Here is a 19,914-nt window from a genome sequence, read left to right on the forward strand (position 1 = left end):
TTATGAGATAATGCCAAATAGAATATGAAGTCATACACTTTAATATTTGATAAATTCTGATTCATGTTTATGAATGCATTTTGACTTAAAAAGGAAATTTCGTGTCCAATACCACTGCCCAACGCCTTCCTGCCGAACAACGTTACCAAGACGAACTCCAACATTTAATCACACACGATCAAGGCCAAAAACCTAAAGGGTGGCAACTTAGCCCACGCATGGTGCGCACATTTATCTTAGGGAGTGAAGGTAAAGAAATCGAAGGTAAAGAAATCACCAGAAAAATCTACGGTAATGACGATGTTGTTGAGCGTGCGATTGTTACGTTAATTGGTGAGCGTGGCTTAATACTGGTGGGTGAGCCTGGTACAGCAAAATCCGTTCTATCCGAATTACTCAGCGCGGCCATCTCAGGCAATAGTACCCATACCATTCAAGGCAGCGCTGGTATTTTTGAAGAAAACATTCGATACAGTTGGAACTATGCCCTGCTATTAAAAGATGGCCCTAGCCTAGATGCTTTAGTACCCGGCCCGCTCTACGATGCCATGCACAAAGGTGAACTTATGCGCTTTGAAGAACTCACCCGCTGTCCAACTGAAGTGCAAGATAACTTAATTCCAATTATGTCAGATCGAATTCTGCACATTCCTGAAATTAAAGATAACCAAAATAGCTACCTACTCTCGACGCCGGGTTTTAATATTATTGCCACTGCGAACTTAAAAGATCGCGGGGTCAATGAAATGTCGTCGGCCTTGAAACGTCGTTTTAATTTCGAAACCATGAAACCCCTGTCTAACCAAAAAGATCAAACTCAGCTGATCTGTGATTCCGTCAATAAACAGTTACGCGATAGCCACATTCCTATTTCACTGGATCTGGATATTGCAGAAGTGCTGGCAACGGCTTTCCACGACATGCGTAATGGCAAAGTGGAAGGTGTCGCCATTGAAAGCCCAACCACGGTGCTCTCTACTGCTGAAGCCATCAGCATCGCGTTCAACGCCGCGGCTCAATGCCATTATTTTGGCGAATCAAAAGTTCAACCTAAGCACTTGTCTGAGCACTTTCTTGGTACCGTTATCAAAGACAATGATGACGACATCAAGCGCTTTAAAGACTACTTGCGTGTAGTGAAACGAAAGCGAAAAGAACACAGCTTATGGCAAAACTTTGTTGAAAATACCCAGCTCGAAGCCGAATAAGTAGGCCACTTCGCATGAACACTCACTTTTCTGTTGAAATTAATCAAGCGCTGTCCGACATTCAATCGGCACCGAATATCGTGTGGGCTCCAATACGGCATCATAGCCCACAGTGTAGCAGGCAGCTTCAACAACTTATCCAACAACATCAGCCAGACATCATTCTCGTCGAAGGGCCGAGTGAAGCTCAGCACTTATTGCCGTTTATGCTCGACAATGAGGCCAAGCCACCACTGGCCATTTATAACTATGTCATCGACAATGATGACCAAGAAAAAACCAATACAGAATCAAACAACGATGTCACTTCATTATCTGCGGCCGAGCACTACCGTTGTTATGTGCCTTTTAGCGAAATGTCGCCAGAATGGGTGGCGATTCAAGCGGCGAAAGAGCACGGTATCGAATGCGAATTTATTGATCTTCCTTACGTAAACCGCCTTTATTTAAGTGATAACAATCAAGATTATTGCGGTGACAATGAAGCTCAAATTTATCATGACAAGTTTCTAAGCCAAAACCACTACATTGACTCACTGCTTGAACAAAGTCAGAGCCCGGATTTTGATACGTGGTGGGAGCGTCATTTTGAATCTAACGTCAGTAAAAATACCAAAAGTGCCGACGAATTTTTTCAGCGCTTGCTTACCTTATGTTTGTTGATCAGAAACTCACAAGAAACCATTCAAGGGCTGGATAATGAAACTCTCGCCCGAGAGCAGTTTATGGCGCACAAACTTCGCCAACACATCGAAGCGGGAAAACGCTGCTTGGTGGTGTGTGGCGGCTTTCATTGCTTGGGTATCTTTCAATTTCTCAGCAGCCTACAGGATAAGAAAATACCACCAGCAAAGAGCGCCCCACACACCAAGAAAAAGGCGTCGATAAAAACGGGCACCCATCTCATCGCCTATTCTCTTGAAAGAATGAATAAAGCGGCTGATTACTCCGCAGGCATGCCAGATACTGGCTACTACCACGCGGTATGGCAAGATCTGCAAGGTGCTTCAAATGCGAACATAAACGCAGCCAATAGGGAGCAAACACCCCAACAACAAGCCCTTCATTCACGGCTTTGTGCGGCGCTTGTGGATCGCCTAAGAGAAGCTAACCAACTGGTCAGCCTACCCGATGCCATCGAAGCCAATGTAATGATGGAACGTTTAGCCCAATTGCGTGGTCATGCTGCTGGGCGAAAAGAGTTTAGAGAAGCCATTACTGCGTGCTTTTTAAAGCAGGCGCAAGATGGTTCGGAAAAATACTTTACTCAGCTGGTGGACCATTTTTTAGCGGGCGATCAATTTGGCCAATTGCCGGGAGGTTTGCCTTTATCTCCCTTAATCCAAGACTTCCATGCCCAATGCCATCAGTTTGATTTACCATTAATCGCTCAAAAAACGCTGCCTTATCGCCAAAATAAAGAGAGCATAAAAACGCTACAGATTTACCGTAAGCACAAACACCGCCAAATTTCTCAACTACTTCATCAACTGGCGTTTTTAAACTCAGGTTATGCTCATAAAAGAAAAGGGCCTGACTTTATTCAAGGCACCGATCTTAATCTAGTCAGAGAGATCTGGCAGGTTGAATGGCAGCCCGAAGTTGAAGCCCATATTCTGGAGTGCAGCCATTATGGTAATACACTTCGTGAAGCAGCATTAAACAAACTTTTACTCACGTTTAATATCCAAAATAGCACCAACCACCGCTGCGTGATCGCCTTACTCCACGCCTTGTGTATGGGGCTACACCAAATCATCAAGCCTATCGCCGACGAGATCGCAATCTGGCTGCAGCAAGAAAGTGATCCCTGTGAATTAGCCAATGCTTTTTATTATTTGAGCATGTGTTTCCAACATAAACACAGCTTAACAACGGGTAACATCGCCCTATTGCACCAATTATTATCCACTGGCTACCAACGTTTTTGTGTCCGTATGCCGTGGTTAGCCATCTCGGATCAGAAGCAATCGGATACCTTGGTTGATCAAATGAACATGATGGCAAATACCATAAACAGCCAACCCACATGGCATTGTGATCCTGTCCTGTTTTATGATGCGCTGCATGAGCTGGTCAACGTAAATCCGCACCCAACAATTAAAGGCGTCAGCTTAGGGATATTGTGTCGAGATCAACAAATCCCCACTCACAAAGTACACCAACATGTGGCCGATGCCTTTACACAAGCGGTATTAACGGTTGAGTATTGTGGTGACTTTTTACGGGGCTTTTTCTTAGCCGCACGTGCTATTTTCCTAGAATCTCCTGAGCTGATTGAAACAGTGAACAAGCACGTTTTAACTCTGGATGAACAAGCGTTTCTTGCCGCTTTGCCTTCTCTTCGCCTGGCTTTTACTTCCCTTTCACCTCGGGAGGTATTTCAGTTTAGCCAAGTGTTGAGTCACAAGATCGATACTAATAAGGCGTCTCCTATCACCGTTGGGGAAAGCTGTCCACAAAGCAGTCTTGATAACGCGTACACACTAAGACAACAGTTCGCACCGTTATATGCATTATGGGGAGGCAAACAATGACACAAAATGAAATGAACGAATATCAACGTCGTTGGCGTCTCATCCTTGGCAAAAACAGCATGGATGCATTACCGAATCCATTGGATAATGCGGATGCCTCTCGCGATTCAAGCCTTGATTACCTCTACCAACGAGAATATGAACAAAGAGGTGCAGGCTTAGGGGAAACTCAGCTAACGGCCATCGATTGGTTGCAGAAAGTGCGCCAAGTGTTTCCTAAAAGCACCGTAGAAATATTACAAAAACAAGCCATCGATCGCTATCAACTTACCGAGCTATTAACCGATGTCTCCGTGCTACAACAAGCCAAACCAAATTTAGCTTTGGTACAAACCCTGCTAAGTTTCAGAAACCATTTACCCCAAGAGGTCATGGACGAAGTACGCCGGATCATAAATCGAGTGTGTCAGGAGCTGGAGGCCGTGCTCGCACAAAAAGTACAATCTCAATTTTCTTTCACAAAACAGAGGCACTTACATGGGGGCAGAAAACAACTCAGCAATCTAGATTGGCATCGCAGTATTCGGAATAACCTAAAGCATTACAACCACGAAGCCGACTGTTTACTGCTCGAAAAAATGATGTTTTATAAAAGCCAGCAAGATCGCCTGCCTTGGGATTTGTATATTGTCATCGACCAAAGTGGTTCCATGCTGGATTCACTGATCCATTCAGCCGTATTGGCTGCGATTTTCTGTCGATTGTCCGCCTTAAAAACCCATCTGATCTTATTTGATACAAGCATTGTGGATCTAACCGATAAAGTTGACGATCCCGTTGAGAGTTTACTCTCTGTACAGCTCGGTGGCGGAACCAATATCGGCAAAGCCTTAAGTTATGTCAATGACAGTATCGTTCAGCCACAGCGTTCTATCGTAGTGTTGATCAGCGATTTTTACGAAGGGGCTGATGTCACAACGCTGCTCCAGCAAACAAAAAGTATGCATTCAGCTGGCGTAAAACTGCTTGGTTTGGCTGCCTTAAACGATGGCGGTAACCCGGAGTTTAATCGAGGTATTGCCAATCAACTGACCAATTTAGGCATGGATGTTTCCGCCATGACTCCCGATCATTTAGCGGCTTGGGTCGCCAACACCATGAAAAAGTAGAGCACTAGTACCATGATGATTAGCTGGATCCATGACATTAACGATGATTACCTTGTGCACTGGGCAAATAAAGGCTTATTACGACGAGGAAAAAAGCAACTTGATAAATGCCTCGCCGATGAGGCAACATTCAAAACCGACTGGAGCATAACCGACACTGGCGCAAAAGCGCAGATTGATGGCCATGAACAACATCTTACCGACGCAGGCTTTGAGCATCTATCTTGCAACTGTGCCGCCAATGGCCCTTGCTTTCACCTCGTTTGCTTTTTATTGGGCTTAAAACACCTAGCCAGCCAGCAAGTGACCGATAACAGCACTCACGACACGCAGCAACCCCAAGTATGCGATCAGCCAGAGCGAACAAGCAAGCAGCCAACACAAGCAAACAAGCTATTACACGATGAGAAGAGCTGCGCACCAATCACGTTACAGGAAGAACACACACACCCCAAAAAAATCGGCCCATTGCCTTGGCAGTTTGACAGCTACGAAGAGATAGAAAAGCACTTTACCAAAGCAGCCTTTAACAAAGCGCAACGCTACCTGCTTCAGTCTATGCCTGTAAGCTGGCAAGAAACAGAATCCGCATTAACTGGCCAAGTACAGCTAAAACAAGTTTACAACGTCCACATTCCTAAAAACGGTGGTTTGAAACTCTCTCTGTGCAGTTGTGAAAAGCCCCAATGTGAGCACCGAGCATTACTGGTGTTATCTTGGTGTATTGAACAACAACGCATCTTGCCACCAACCCGAAATGAAGCTCTGCTTCCTTGGCAAAGAACCGTATTACATGATCTTGGACGTTGGCTGAATCAAATCGTGCAATATGGCATTTCATCGGTAACCAAATTACAAATTGAACAAGGTGAGCGCCTTGCAATTGAATTAAAACAGGCAGATCTGCCAAGGCCCGCCTTTCTTCTCAGTCGGGTAACAACATTGCTCACTTTAGAGTGGCAGCACCAACTCATTAGCTCCCCAGACAGGCTCCGTGCTGCTCTGGCGCAACTCCATGCCTACAGAAAAGCGCTGCTCGTTTCACCGTTACCTCAGCCGCTTAATCAGCTAGCCGGAGAGCACAAACGGCGTTTTGTTGCAAACACGGGGCTCGATTTAATCGGCATTGCCGCTGAAGAGTTGCGCAGAGTGAAGAAAGACGATGAAGCGCTCATCAACACACAACCAAGCTTTAAAGTGCATTTCTTTTCTCCCACTCAGCAGCGTTTTTACTCTGTGATCTTTCAAGGGCTCAACGGAAATAGCTTTCGTAATGCCCTGCTTGGTAATGGTCAGGTACAACGCTTATTACACGCTTCTTTTATTCTTAATAAAGGGTGGTGCAGCGCCGACGGAGGGATTTCAACAAAAGAAGACACTCACATAAAACGGATCACTCCAACTCCTCTGGTCGACATGTTGGCACAGCTCCCATCGGTTAATACACAAATTACACAGATAGTGAACAAGATACGTGCAAACCCATACGATGATCATGCGCCACTCTTTGGCATCATTCGCAGTGACGCATTTAATGCATTGGAATTAAATGAAGTCCACCAGCAATGGCAGACACAATGCGAAGACAACGAAGGACGCAATATAAACATTGTTATTGATGCGATAGAGCAAAACACTTCAGCCTTTGATACATGGCAAACGCACAATAAAAATGCTGTCGCCATCTTTGGTCGCTGGCATTATGATATGCAACACTTGCAATTCACCCCTATTGCTATGTACGGGCAAGATTGGGCGGAGTACCTATACCTAAACTATTCATTTTCTGAAAACACGAAGGGACAACAGAATGGAATCCTATGATCCAATACTTGAAAAGTGGCTATCGCTGGGCGCTAAGTGGCTCAACAGCCTGCTTAGCCAAGGGGTCATTCACATCTCTAACAGCACCCAAGATGAGATAGAGCGATGGGCACAACACGCACATACACTGGGCTTTGCACAGCAAGCTGACCTAGCGAAGTCCATGCTTGATCCTGAGATCACTCCTAACAATAAATCAGAAGCATTTCACGAGCTGCTTTTTCAACAAGATTTATACCAAAAGCTGTATTACGCGGAGCAATTAGAAAAGTTATATGTATTACCTGATCAGCAAGAGTAGCTTTGCAAGCACTTAAGCGGGAATCAAGAATGAAAGTACTGGCGATAGGCTCCTATCGCCAGCATACATTTAAGAATTAATTGTTACTCAGAACCGATTCTAAATCAGCAATGGTTTCACTATACACAATCGCATCTACATCACGTAATGTGATTCTTTCCGCTTGATAAGGAATATCACGGCCGTATCGTTTCCCATGGAAATCAATCGCTGGGATTTTTTGCTCCGGCTCAAAATCATCATGACCCATACAGAACCCTTCGCTCATGTGGATCGCCACCGTAATGTTGGCACTAGCAAAATATTTGTATAACCAATTCACATTACCTGCATCTTGCGGCTCACCATTTGCCCAGCCTCGGCGCTCCATCTTAGTACGAAGACGAGAAGTAGAGAACGTCGTTTTCTTATAACGCTTAACCGAACGTAGGCTCTTTTCATCATCAGGGACAGTGAACACCAGCCTCGCTAACTGAGGGAAAGGAGGTTCGATTTCATAATCATCAAAGATCTCTTGCCACTGCTGACAAATTTCAGACGTCGAGTTCAGTGGATGCATTACCGTCAGCGTTGCTCCTTCCGGCCAAACCACCTCGTCATCATTAATGTCCACAAACTGATTACTTTCATCTAAGCGAACATAAATGTCTTCACTTTCTGTGCTAAAACACCAAACAACGCGGCGCGCAAGGTAAGCCAACAAGGCATTGCTTCCCCACGTTTGCGAAAAAATACGTTGGTTAAAAATACGGCCTGTGATCATGGCCTGCTCTAGTCGAGCTTGGGCGTTAGCAAAGGCTTGTTTGATCTGTTTTCGATAAGCAGACAGCTCAGAGCGACGCTGTTTTAACTCATCGGCGTCGTCGCTTTTTCGAGTCGCTGGCGCACTTTTTAGCGTTTTTCCATCAAGGCTTAACGTAATCGCGCCGTCATCTTGCAGAGTTAATAATAAAGTGCGCTCACCAAAAGCAAAATTTTGCTGGCCTTGATCATTAAAACCAAGATCAGACGCCACTGAGTCTGCAATTTCATCACGGCTAATGCCTTTTTCTGCCGCAATATCATCTAACGCATTAATCGTGCGGTGTTTTAGCCCCTGACTTTTTGCTTTTCTCGTCCAGTGATCTAACCAGCTCAGAGCAGATTGAGAACCATGTCGAGCCAAAATTTGAACCTTATAGAACGCGGCCGCCGAAGCCCCACTTCTGGCTTCATCATCCAGATTTTTACCCAGTTCAGACATCACCTCATCGTCACCAAGTAACGCGGCAGAAAAGAGCACCCAGCCTAATCGCGCTTCTTTTTCACCAGCGTAGATGGACAACAAGCTTTGCCATAAAGGCTTAAGCTCATCACGATGTAATTGAGCCACAAAGTTCACTAAGATAGGATCATGCTGTTTTGCGCTCTCTTCCGCCAATCGCGATATGAACCACTGCATGGCCCCATCAGATAGCTGCTTACCTGATGCCCACAGCAGACGTGGCAAGGCCGTTAACTCTACTTTTTTAGGAAGTGGGATAACAAAACGCTCTAAAAATGCATCCAACTCGGTATGCTCTGCAGCCGTCAATGCATGCTTAGACGCCAGCTTCTCCGATAGGCCAAACTCCAAATTTGCCACAGAAAAAGTAGCATAAGCCAATAAACCCTTAACTTTTGCGTTTTTCTCTTTCGATAATGCCGTTTCCAATGCGGGTAACGCATCTAAGGTCGGGCACTCCATAAACACCTGAGCCGCATTAGAACGACTCGCTACTTTTTTTGCTTTTAATAAATCAAGTAAGACAGGCAGTGCCGTAGCTGGAAACGCTTTCATTCCAGACAGTAATGATTCTGCTGAAGCCACTTTGCTAAATGAAAGAAAAACGTCTTCCACATCATCTCTATTTAGCTGCATATAACGTTCCCACACAGCATCAAGTACGGGATGCTTGGCTTCTATTAACATACTGCGCATGGCTTGGTGCAGGTTACTGCCATAAAACTCACACAAGTTAGCAAACAGATAGTTTACACTGCTTCGGATACTGTCCCCATACTCCCTATTACGTGGCGCGGATATCACTTTTAATTTCTCACACCAATAGATCAAGCAAGCGTGGGCATTAACTTCATTGTTGGCATTATCGCCGGCCAGCGTCGCTAGCATTTGACATTGAACAGAAGCAGTATAATTCGTTTCCCCCAAGCCTTTTGCCGCCACAATCACAGCGCGATCACCACATGTTTTAGACATCAACTGGCTAAAATCTTGATAAGCACGTTTATCGTTCTCATCATGAGAGTCATACCAATATTCTCGGTGCAGCTTCTGCCACTTTTTGGTCGCCTCCATCAAGCTTTTATGCTCTTGCTGAGAAACGGCCGCCAGAGCCACGTTTGCTTGACTATTGGCATCGGCACCAGCAGTGTCTTCAACACCTCCCAACTGAGTGAGTAAAAGACGAATCTCTTCTACTTTCTCTTTTTTGGCTTTTTCAGCGGCTTTTTCAACAATCCGTGGATCCGATTTTGTTGTTTCATCAAGCGTCATCAAAATTTCACAAACATGCAAACGAACCGTTTTCTTACGGGAATCTAATGCCGATAACAACGCATCAATGGCATTCATGCCGTGCTTTTTTAGCCCTTTTACGGCTTCAGTTCGTACCGTCTCTACGGTATCTTCTAGGTACGTGATTAACGTTGGAATCGCGATGGGATCGACCGAAGCGGCAAGACCTTCCACTAATAAAGCACGCTGAGGGATCTTTTTAGTCTCTAGCGCCGCTATCAATGTTTCTGGGTATTTTTTACCAATAGCCTCAATCGCTGAAACTTTAAAGTAATGCTCTCCACGCCCACAATCACACACGCGCTCCACCATGGCAACCGCTACTGGCTTATTACAGAAATAGCGGAGAAAACTCGAACGGAAGAGGTTGTCTAACACGAACTTTTCACTTAAATCTTCAGGAAGAATCGATAAAAGTTGAGGAAGCTTTTCGATATCACTGCATGAGGCACTCGCCATCATGTGATCCGCTAATGCATAATCAAGGGACTCCCCTTTTTCCCTAAGCTGTAAAGCCAACCAACCAAGGGTTGCGACCAAACCTGTTGACTCCGTACAATTAGGCGCTGTTTTTATAATAAGTTCAGCCAACCCTTCCGGTCGCTGATTCATGTATTTATGTATGTCTTTAATATCAGAAGAGTAATAAGTATTAAATGCAATGTTAACCAGCTGCTCTGGAGTAATAAAAGCCAGCGTTTTATCCAGAAAATCAAAGTCATTAAGTTTTGCCCCTAGCTTTGAAGCCACACGGTTAATGCTCTTACACACTTCTTCTTCAGACCAAACGGCCAACATATCATCTAGTACCGAATGATAATGATAACGTCGATTTTCTACGACTTCCTCGGCCTTTGACAGCAATAATGCTTCATCTAAATCTTTAACATCAATCGCCCCTCGTACCGCAAGTTGAAATTTCATCTCAGACTTAAAAGACTCATGCAGCTTAGGAAGTGCCTCTACCAAAGGTTGTAAATCACCAGACACGTTTTCCACAAAACAAGCGGGTTCAGGTTGTCGCCAACTTTCAAATAATTGATCGTTTTGACTGCTTTTCGTCAAAATTTGGACGACATCATTAGCATCATAATCAGACGATGCCTCTGCGGCGCTATGCCAAAAGTAAGGTATTTGAGACAAGTCGATAATATTCTCGCGATGCAAATACCAATAAAGGTGCTTTTTTCTACTTTCAAATTCATCATCAAATTCGTCATCCATCTCATAATGACTGTCATTTTCAAGAAGAATACTACGAACAATTTCCAATTCAGATTCGGTAAACATAGACTGTCTCTAAAATAATAATGATATTTTTCTTATCATACCGAAAATAACTTATTTTTAGTTTACTAATGTCACAGTTATTTAATTTTAAAGTCGATAAAAACAGGTGAGTCATAAACCCATAATCAAGAATAATGTATCCGTTTATTAAGGTAGTTTTAATCACTATAAATAATGCATTTTGACTGCCAAAATAAACATAATGACAAGTTAGTAATTAAAACAGCCATAATATGACTTCGGCTAGGCTGTATAACTCTATTTTTAGGGCGAGTTTCAGAAAAGGGAAAGCCTAAAAATCGCTATCATTACCTTTGCTCTTAAGATGCTTGCGATCCTAAAATAAACGCTGAGAGACGGTACGATGTGAGATAAAGGTAGCGTCAAAATTAACTATTGACGCCATAGTGGCTGGTTAGGTTTTTTTTACGTTAGTAATAAATTTATCTACTTCCGTATAAAACGTAGACGGACCATTTTGCACCCAGTGGTTGGCTCCTTCAAACGACACATTATTTAATGTCGAAATAAATTTTATTGCTCGCTCACAACCTCTTAGACTTTGTGTCCCCCAGAAGTAAACTTTAGGAATGGACAAGTTTTCATATATTTGTCCCCAGCTCACTACACCTCGACGATCTTGAGTGGCATGTTGAGCGTAGATTTCACGAGCAGTACTACCTAAAACGACGGGTTCACAACGCCGTACTGACGAAAGGTACTTAATACCAGCGCCGTGGTTCCAAGACATAGCAAAACGTTTTGAAAAGCCTTCTCCTTTCACCCATTTGGAGAACTCATCGCCGCCTAATTCAGAATATGTTTCAGCAATAATCTGAGATAAAATGATATTTTCTTCGTGCACCCCGCCTTCGGCATTAATAAAACCACGTACGATGCCTGTCTCGTCGTATTTGCAAACTAAGGTCGACGTATCGCCTCCCCAAGAGTGCCCAAGAAGAAAACAATCTTGAATATTCAGTTGCTCAAGAGCTTTTAATATGCGCTTTGCTTGAGTTTCTGTGGAGTGAGACACAACTGAAGCTGGAGAATAACCATAGCCACAAAGATCAAACATGATTAGGTTGTAGTTTTGCAGCCAATCAAATGCATCCGCAAAACAGAGGTGCGATTCACCTAGGCCATGAATTAACACTAACGTTTCTTGAAACTCTTTGAATTCAGTAGACAGGCAATAAAGCTGGTCTCCATCAATGTCTAACCACTTTTCGACTAACACATTACCCTCGCATTTCTAACAACTTAGTAAGGTTTATCATAACCAATTCAGCACGAGACGAAAGATAGCACTAATAAAAAAGGGAATGCCAGCTATAAACAGTGCACTTCCGAACCAACAAAGTGCAGCGAACCCCTACCCAAAACCGCCGAGATAGTAGGCGAAGATTAGCAAAGAAGGATCGCAAGCCTACTATTTTTCGTCTCTGTGTCATTAATTTGTTCGCTTTGAGTTTTAGGAACAATCCCAGTTATACCAAACCCTCGAAAAATCATTTCTTTTAAGAGCTTCTTTTTCAATAAAAAAGTTTGCTACTCCAACATCTCCCCATAAAATTTCATCGCCGCTATCAAAGAACTCTGAATCCATTTGAAACAAAAGAACCCAATCATCATGCTCTCCAGCTACACGCGGATCTTCTTGTGTGAAATTAGCATACCCACCAAGCTTACTGCCATCTGAAGAAAAATTATCATAAATATATTCAGCAAGCTCTTCTTCATAATTAAAAGGATCTTGAGCATACTTTTCAAAACGGTAATCTGTTGGTGAAGGGATTTCGCTGCTAAGTTTAGCTTCCAGTCGGAACTCTCTCGTAATCGGTAGATAGCTATCTTTATTTGCTTCAGGAAACTCAACCTCAAGAAGCTTAATGTTATTTTCTACAGTTTGATGATAAATAACCCTGTAACCACTAGGTGACTTAATAAGCTCTTCTAATGACTTATCAAAGTCCATTCCGTAAAGATCATCATCTTCTATAAAAAATTGTAAAATGCCTTCCCGAGGAAAGCCTGGAAGGTTAGGTAATTCTGTTAAGTTAAGTTGGGCAAGAAGAATTAATTTTGTACCAGTGTCAGATTCTGGATATTTCATTTCTTTAGGCCAGTATGGTTTACCACCGAATTTACTGCTCCAAGGTGTCTTTGCATCTTTTGGCTCAGGCTGTAGTTTTATTATCGGTAATGAAAACTTTTCCAACTCGGAACGCAGTTTCTGAGCTTCTAATTCAATACTCAATTTTTTCTCCAATTAAATAAAAGTTGGCTCGATATGTTGTTTGAAAGTTCATGATGCACTTTTATATTCCTATTGGGTAATTTGTTATAACGCAATTTCTAGTGAACTCATAGTTTCAATTGACCTCAACGAACCCTGAGAATAGTCCAAGATGCTCACCGCAGGTTGATCCATTGGCATGGAGAAAATACATCGACCATCGGTTCCAAATAACCGACTACCACCTAATCCCCGAATATCATGATCATTAAGTGCGTATTGCCAGTTGCACTGTATAACAAGTGCATCGAGTTCCTTAGCTATTTCAGAAGCCGATAAAAAATAACCCGTTAAGTCTTTGTCATTGCTACTTTGGTGAATATAACTAGGCCAAACTACGATTTCCGGAGAGTAAGAACGAACTTGAGCAAGAAACCAGTCAACATCTTCGACTTCTCTACAAATTAGTGTGGTGCAGCGAGTACCATCAAGATCTAATGCGCTTCTATTGCCACCTTTAGCAAAAAATTGAGATTCACTTGCAGTCAAGCCAGTCTTGTCCCATTGCGCTATAACCTGACCCGTTTTGCTAATGCACAAATAACTATTGAACACATTTAATCCTGCCACTTTAGGCGCACCTAAAAACAGAGTGGTTCTATGCTTTTTGGCCAAATTACATAGTTTTAGCAACGCATTTTGAATTAAGTGTTCTTTAGACTCGGCTTTTATATTTCTATGAAAGCCACTCAATGCGAGCTCGGGGAAGATGAGAATATCGAGAGTATCTAGCCTGTTAATATAGTGAGATATTGTCGTGAGGTTATCTTTAATCGTCCAACCCATCTCCATCTGAACAATACCTATTTTCACTCTGTTCTCCTATAGCATTTCGACGCACCAATATGTGGTGCGTAATAGTTGGCTAAAACTACTTAAGATCCGGCCAATCGCCTTCCCACTTAGAGAAAAACGAAAAGCCTGATTGTAAATATTCATTGGTATAAGGTTGGGCACCCTCAGCACAGTCTCCGCAAACACCTAACTTCAAAAGTTAGAAGCAGCTATCATTACCTGAATCAAAAAGGCACTGTAACTCTAAGTCTATACATAAAGATAGTGTATGTGGGATAAAAACAGCGCCAAAAATTAATTATTGACGCCATAGTCATTTGTTATGTATTTGGTTAACCGACGTATTCTTGCTCAAACACTATCCCATTATATGTATGAGTACAACACTTACAGAAGGGTCGAAATGTCGATTCGTTTACATCAGGATTAGTAACTTTCATTATACCTTGCTGATCGACGTATAAACCACTAAAATAACTACTTTCACCAAGGCGAACATAGTCTTGGGCACGATCAGGATCTAATGATACCAACCAATATATAGGTTCTTTTTTATCGAGTCTCGAAGCAGCCTCGCGGAACACCGAATCCCACTCATGTCCTACTTTAGAAAGCAGAAACTTAAATAATGGGGTGTAATCTAAACCTCGCTTAACCCCTTTTCTCATAACAAAAGCTGAATTTTTTCCCCGATTATCTCGATAGTCACCACCATGAACATGAGGGACTCTATGGGTTCTAGTATTGACCTTTCGATATAAAGGCTTCTTCTCGAATTTTTTCACCAAAATCTCTCAAATACATAACGCATCAATCATCATACATGCTAATTATTTTATTTCTTTCACAATATTGTATGACTTTCTATCATCTCTTACCTCAACAGTTTTATCTAAGTAATAATTTTTGTTGCTGATAAAATCCTTCCATTTTACTACTTGGATATATGACTGTTCACCTATATAGAAACTACGATAACAATACGAACATTGCTTCTTGCATTCATCTTTACCTTTTTTATTGAAGGTGTTATCTCTGATTATTTGAAATAATTTGTTCGTTTGAATTGGTCTGGATTTGCAATGTGAGCATGATTCATCGATCATATAGGAATATGAACCATAATAATCAGGCAAAACTACTGCAAGTATTCCATTTGTGTGGCTTGTCCTGTCATTTCGAGTAACTTCTTTTAATGAGTATGATATTTCCCAAGGTATCCATTGTTCTGATTCACTTTTCCAAAGCTCTTTCATGTTTGGTGAAATAAGCACAATCGTAATACTGCTATCATGAATTTTGTCCTTAAGGCGTGTTTTTATTGTGTCATCTTTAAACTTGCTAATATCCTCATCGCCTTCACCTTTGTAAATTTCATCACTGAGCCTGTGCTCAATTAAATTATCTACATAGGCTCGTGCAGTATTACCATACCCATCTAAAAATTTTACATCGCTATCTTTATGTTTATATGAGACAAATATTTTTCTACCCATAGTCATTCCATTATTTCTTGGTTATGTATATTTACTTGTTTGTTTTTTTTCAGCAAATTCATGACGGTATTGACATATTCACCTAAAGAGTTTTCTGTATCAGAAAGCCGCTCTAAAAACGATAAAATCTCATTCGGATTATTGTAATAACTGTAACACATGGCAAAATGCCACGCGTTGCGAATCCATCTTGTAGAGTTTGCTAAGTGAAAATTCCAATACAACGAATCAATTAACTAACCCAATCCGAAAAATTTTGGTAACCGTTATCATCAAGCCAATCGTATACATTATAAAAATGACTTAACTTGTAGCCATTACCTCTAAACTCTTTGGCGACTGGAGTTGTAAGTTGGTAGGAAGCAGAACCATCAATTTTCTCGTATTTTACCCACTCACCATCAACTTTTTCCCAAAGTGTAACCGTTTTCCCAGAATCAGAAAAAGTTACACCTACGTAAGAAAACGGATTTGGACCATTCTTTTTTGTCAATCCAGTTTTACACTTAATTGAGTTTATATGGACACCAAGCAAATGATTACCTTTTTTATAACTCTTGAGGATCTCATATCTAACCCAAGGCCTTAAATAAGTACCCGAACCAATCAAAACACAAGTATTTGATGTTTGTTTCAACCCGCCATTTATCAGTCTTTTTAGCGCTATGTCTCCTTGCTTTTTAGCTTCCTCCCAAATAGACGCGTCATAGTAACCACATATTTCTCTATTTGGCTTTGTCATCCAATGATTTCTAACAACATTTGCACGAAATTCAACAACATCTTTGTAGTGAAAACTAAAGAAAACTCGACGTGCCATTATTTACTCCTTTATAACAATATCTATTGTATCGATAATTTTAGAAATTAGTTGTTCAGGTTTTTCTACTGGCACACCTAATTCCTTAAGTGCATCAGTCAACTTTTCACTAGGGTCTTCATAGTAAGAAGAAACATCCTCAATCACCTTATTCCAAAGTTCCTGTGCCATAAACCCACTACAACCAATAGGAATAATTGATAACCCTAACTCGTGAGCAATCTGAAATTCCTCTAGCATTCCATCAGCTAAAACAACTTGCCCATCAACATGCTTATTTCCGATAAAAAATAATGCTATACCTGCTGTACCAATTATTTCATACCTGTACTTTTTCCATGTTTCTTTGCGCTTACCTAAGTCATCAATATGTTGTGGGAAAGGCCTCATAGTTAAGTACTCACTAACTTGAGCCTTATGAAGTCCGTACACGGCGTTGATTGCACCTGTTATGAATGCATTTCCAATGCCCAGCCCAATACCAGAAGAAATTTTATACCCTTTTTGTACCAACGTTTCACCAAGCTTACAGAGGAAGTTTTCTACATCTGATCTTTGCCAGTGACCGTAGTCATGAGCACTCCCTGATAAAAATATGGACTTTTGTCTATAATTCTTTTCTATTCTAGCTAGTATCTCTGTTATATCCGTATACTCGTCCACTAAAAGGGTCTTAATTTGGAATCGCTTTAAATCATTAATTACAAGACGCTGTTTAATCTGAGCATGCTGAAATGAGGCCAAATCTTCAAAGTCAGTTTTACTGCATTTTTTAAAAATGCAGTAATGCTGCCTCTGATGTTCTTTGAAATGAATCCTGACGCGACTCATGATGTAGTCTAAGTTTGGATCCGTAAAACTAAAACCTAAGAAAAGGAATGTCTTTGAAATTAAATCACCTGATAAGGCATTAACATAAGGACCATGGTCAATAACATATCGTTCATAATCATCTTTGGTCAAAACAGCCGAATCCGGATGATCAATATCGCCATGCATTTTATAAACAACAGCATCTCTTTTAGATTTTGTCGTTGCCAAGTGAATATTTGTATACTTTACATCAACTACTTTACCAAAATCTTCAAGAGATCTTTCTATTAGCTTATCGTAGTTTGTCGTCCAATATGTTGAGATTGGTAATCTCGATAGTATTGTGTGGTTTTCAGACGGTCCTCTATTAGTTGCGATTTCATTGATAAGCTGCTGATTAATTTTATGTCTCCCATTGTCATTTAAATGATATTGGGCAACACTCACCAAATCATGTTCGAGATCAATATCCAACTCTATTTCTTCAGCTAATGGCCTCAACAACTCTTTCCAATTAACATAGCCAACTGCTGCAGATAACCCAGCACCAGCAAATATAGCCGCATTATTCTCATTTATTTCATTTAAGTAATTTTTAATGAATAACTCTATATCTCTACTCATTTAGTAAACTTCCAATTTCTCATTTGCTAGGTAGCAATGCTTTTCACTTAACGCCTTGCTAACGGGCTATAACGCCCAACTTAAAACATAACACTGAAGTCGAATTGAATAATAGTGGCTAAGCCTTAGGAATCCCTGTTAAGAGACCTGTTATATGCCACTTCTCCGAAGCCTAGTTTTGTTCTAGTTCTAAAGCCGAACATGGTGTTTCTTAGTGGTATCTTAGTTGCCAAGAAACACCTGTAAAAACACAAGTAGTGCAACGTTTAACGTAGCAACTGACTTGGCCTACCTCATCGATAATGGCTGACTCAGACTTTAGCATTTGGACAGGTGGTTCAAGTCGAATGCACTCGTAGTCTTGTGAATGAACCCGAGTATTTGAAGGTTCTTCATTTTTCATCATTTCAACGATGGAAATCAAGTCATTGCTACTCCCTGATTTACCAACTTCTAAAAATTGTGGGGGAATCATGTTAGAACCAATCAGAAATGTAATATTTGAACCAATTAAAGTTGTCATCTTCAACTAATATCCATATACATTGAGCTCAGCTCAAGGCAACATATGCAGCTATCGATGTACCATCAATTGTACATACAAATAGGGGGGGATTTAAACGATACACATCAAAAATAGAACAAAACCCCGTAAAAAGCGCCATCTATTCTTGTCATAGCCTGCCAATACACTGCTACTTTCGCAGCTTCATCAACACCTTGTATTGGTATTTTAGTTCCCTTTCAACTCAGGAAAGAACGAAAGGTCTGGTTGTTGGTATTCATCGGTATAAGGTTGAACACCCTCTGCCCAACCTCCGAAAACACCTAATTTAATTATTAATGCCCTAGTCGTTTGTTATAAGCCTTCAACTTTATGTGCAATTTCTAGTGTTTGTTCATTTGAATTGGTTACGACTAGCCAATCAAACTGAACTTCACTGTAAGGGGCTAGCTTGCTAAAAACTTGATTACTCGTTTTAACTGATTCCCCAAAAAACTTATCTTTTTGAGCAGACTTAACGGAGTCAATAATTGTTTGTGCAAGAGATAATAATTCTTCTTCAGTCCCGACGAGGAACGCTTCATTCCAACCAGTTTGAGAAGTGATCACTACGCCTTTACCTACATTACTTTTCATCTCAATAATCCTAAAATTTCACGTGGCTTATAGCTCTTGCAATAAGGTGTGCCCCACCGAACCAATAAAGTACACTAAACTCCGAACCAAAGCCGCCAAATGTAATTGGTCACCTTGATTGCTTTGTTAAGCCTTATACATGTCTCTATATTTAGACTTATATAGAGATAATTCGCTATATATTTTAAAAACCCTATCTATAACATCTTTAAAAGATTTATTAACTTTGTCTTGTTGTGATTTTTCTAATGATGATGAATAGTCTGAGGCTTCAAAGTCATTGAGCATGTAATAAAAGAACTCACAATCTTTACGAGCATAATCACCATCTGTATAGTCTCCACATTCAAGAAGAAATTGAGCCCACGAAATATCATTTCTTTTATAAAGCAACCATAGAGAAGCAATATACTCATCATTACAAGACTCATAATCAAATTCTTCAAACGGTTCAGAATATACGTAGGTATTAATTACTCTAATTGCAGCTTCTAAATCCCTAGTTACAGCCAACTCAAGTAACCATAATTCAGGCTCATCCTCAATAGTTATTCTCTCATCCGCCCAAGCAATATAGTGCTCATAACATATGAGTTTAGACTCTAGCATTGTAGAAATAGTGATAGCATCTCTTTTCGAAGGTGATTTTTCCAGCATAACTCTCCTTATAAGGTTTAACACCTTAACCACTAAAACCAACGCATAGTAAAAATGCCACGCGTGCCGAATCCCTCTTGAACAGATTGTTAACTTTATCTCACGACACGTTCGAGAGTAAATGCCTCAAACCAAAAGCAATCATTTTCGTAATCTGGAATATTAGATTGCTCATCAAATGGGTCTAAAGATAAAAATATTTTTGATTCCAGATATAAGAGTTTTACTTGTGCTATGTATTCACAGGAAAAGTCTTCATATATTGAGTACCTCGTAACACCTAACAGCTTATAAAGGCGTTTTTGATTATCAAAAGTTAGCAACGCTAATTCTATAGAGTGCTCGCTATGCTCCCAATCGCTGCTTACTGTTAAGCCAATCAGCTTTGAATCACGTATCTCAGAAGCTTTAATCATCTTTTCTTACTTCCTCTTACAAACTAA

The 19,914-nt window shown here is 41.1% G+C and carries 17 protein-coding genes; 5 read left to right on the forward strand and 12 right to left on the reverse strand.

The window, feature by feature from the left end; all coding sequences use genetic code 11:
* The first annotated feature begins 101 nt into the window (after positions 1–101).
* Genes MHO82_RS11415 through MHO82_RS11435 form a run of 5 tightly spaced genes read left to right on the forward strand, consistent with a single transcriptional unit; the run spans position 102 to position 6,979 of the window.
* Positions 102–1,208 (forward strand): AAA family ATPase, encoded by a 1,107-nt coding sequence (locus MHO82_RS11415; protein WP_239184076.1) that lies wholly within the window; start codon positions 102–104, stop codon positions 1,206–1,208.
* Positions 1,209–1,222: 14 nt separating this feature from the next.
* Positions 1,223–3,745 (forward strand): DUF5682 family protein, encoded by a 2,523-nt coding sequence (locus MHO82_RS11420; protein ID WP_239184077.1) that lies wholly within the window; start codon positions 1,223–1,225, stop codon positions 3,743–3,745.
* Positions 3,742–4,854 carry a VWA domain-containing protein gene (locus tag MHO82_RS11425; protein ID WP_239184078.1) on the forward strand — a complete coding sequence of 371 codons (1,113 nt, stop codon included), beginning with the start codon at positions 3,742–3,744 and terminating at the stop codon, positions 4,852–4,854. The genes MHO82_RS11420 and MHO82_RS11425 overlap by 4 nt, the downstream gene beginning before the upstream one ends.
* 12 nt (positions 4,855–4,866) lie before the next feature.
* Positions 4,867–6,678 (forward strand): hypothetical protein, encoded by a 1,812-nt coding sequence (locus MHO82_RS11430; protein ID WP_239184079.1) that lies wholly within the window; start codon positions 4,867–4,869, stop codon positions 6,676–6,678.
* The gene (locus tag MHO82_RS11435; protein WP_239184080.1) at positions 6,665–6,979 is read left to right on the forward strand and encodes a hypothetical protein; all 315 of its coding nucleotides are present in this window, start codon (positions 6,665–6,667) and stop codon (positions 6,977–6,979) included. Before MHO82_RS11430 ends, MHO82_RS11435 begins: the two co-directional genes overlap by 14 nt.
* Positions 6,980–7,055: 76 nt before the next feature.
* On the opposite strand, the gene MHO82_RS11440 is transcribed toward MHO82_RS11435, so the two are convergent.
* The 12 genes from MHO82_RS11440 to MHO82_RS11500 form a co-directional block, all read right to left on the reverse strand.
* Entirely contained in the window at positions 7,056–10,826 is a 3,771-nt protein-coding gene (locus MHO82_RS11440; protein WP_239184081.1) for a DUF4132 domain-containing protein, read from the reverse strand.
* 415 nt (positions 10,827–11,241) lie between these two features.
* A complete protein-coding gene (locus MHO82_RS11445) occupies positions 11,242–12,066 on the reverse strand; it encodes an alpha/beta fold hydrolase (RefSeq protein WP_239184082.1) in 825 nt (274 codons plus the stop codon).
* Positions 12,067–12,300: 234 nt separating this feature from the next.
* Positions 12,301–13,086 (reverse strand): YwqG family protein, encoded by a 786-nt coding sequence (locus tag MHO82_RS11450; protein ID WP_239184083.1) that lies wholly within the window; start codon positions 13,084–13,086, stop codon positions 12,301–12,303.
* 84 nt (positions 13,087–13,170) lie between these two features.
* Positions 13,171–13,938 carry a carbon-nitrogen hydrolase family protein gene (locus tag MHO82_RS11455; RefSeq protein ID WP_239184084.1) on the reverse strand — a complete coding sequence of 256 codons (768 nt, stop codon included), beginning with the start codon at positions 13,936–13,938 and terminating at the stop codon, positions 13,171–13,173.
* Positions 13,939–14,252: 314 nt separating this feature from the next.
* Positions 14,253–14,705, reverse strand: a complete 453-nt coding sequence (locus MHO82_RS11460) for a hypothetical protein (protein ID WP_239184085.1) — start codon at positions 14,703–14,705, stop codon at positions 14,253–14,255.
* Positions 14,706–14,750: 45 nt separating this feature from the next.
* Positions 14,751–15,416: a TIR domain-containing protein gene (locus MHO82_RS11465; RefSeq protein ID WP_239184086.1), complete on the reverse strand. Its 666-nt coding sequence runs from the start codon at positions 15,414–15,416 to the stop codon at positions 14,751–14,753.
* 232 nt (positions 15,417–15,648) lie between these two features.
* Complete coding sequence (locus MHO82_RS11470) at positions 15,649–16,236, reverse strand: TIR domain-containing protein (RefSeq protein WP_239184087.1); 588 nt, start codon at positions 16,234–16,236, stop codon at positions 15,649–15,651.
* Between the two features lie 3 nt (positions 16,237–16,239).
* Entirely contained in the window at positions 16,240–17,673 is a 1,434-nt protein-coding gene (locus tag MHO82_RS11475; RefSeq protein WP_239184088.1) for an SIR2 family protein, read from the reverse strand.
* Positions 17,674–17,884: 211 nt separating this feature from the next.
* Entirely contained in the window at positions 17,885–18,196 is a 312-nt protein-coding gene (locus MHO82_RS11480; protein ID WP_239184089.1) for a DUF4440 domain-containing protein, read from the reverse strand.
* A 336-nt stretch (positions 18,197–18,532) separates the two neighbouring features.
* Complete coding sequence (locus MHO82_RS11485) at positions 18,533–18,814, reverse strand: hypothetical protein (RefSeq protein ID WP_239184090.1); 282 nt, start codon at positions 18,812–18,814, stop codon at positions 18,533–18,535.
* Between the two features lie 126 nt (positions 18,815–18,940).
* Entirely contained in the window at positions 18,941–19,471 is a 531-nt protein-coding gene (locus MHO82_RS11490; protein WP_239184091.1) for a hypothetical protein, read from the reverse strand.
* 95 nt (positions 19,472–19,566) lie between these two features.
* On the reverse strand, positions 19,567–19,887 hold the full coding sequence (locus MHO82_RS11500) for a hypothetical protein (protein ID WP_239184092.1): 321 nt from the start codon (positions 19,885–19,887) through the stop codon (positions 19,567–19,569).
* Positions 19,888–19,914: the final 27 nt, after the last annotated feature.

Origin of the sequence: Vibrio sp. Of7-15, from assembly GCF_022347565.1 — a bacterium.
Lineage (GTDB): Bacteria > Pseudomonadota > Gammaproteobacteria > Enterobacterales > Vibrionaceae > NORP241.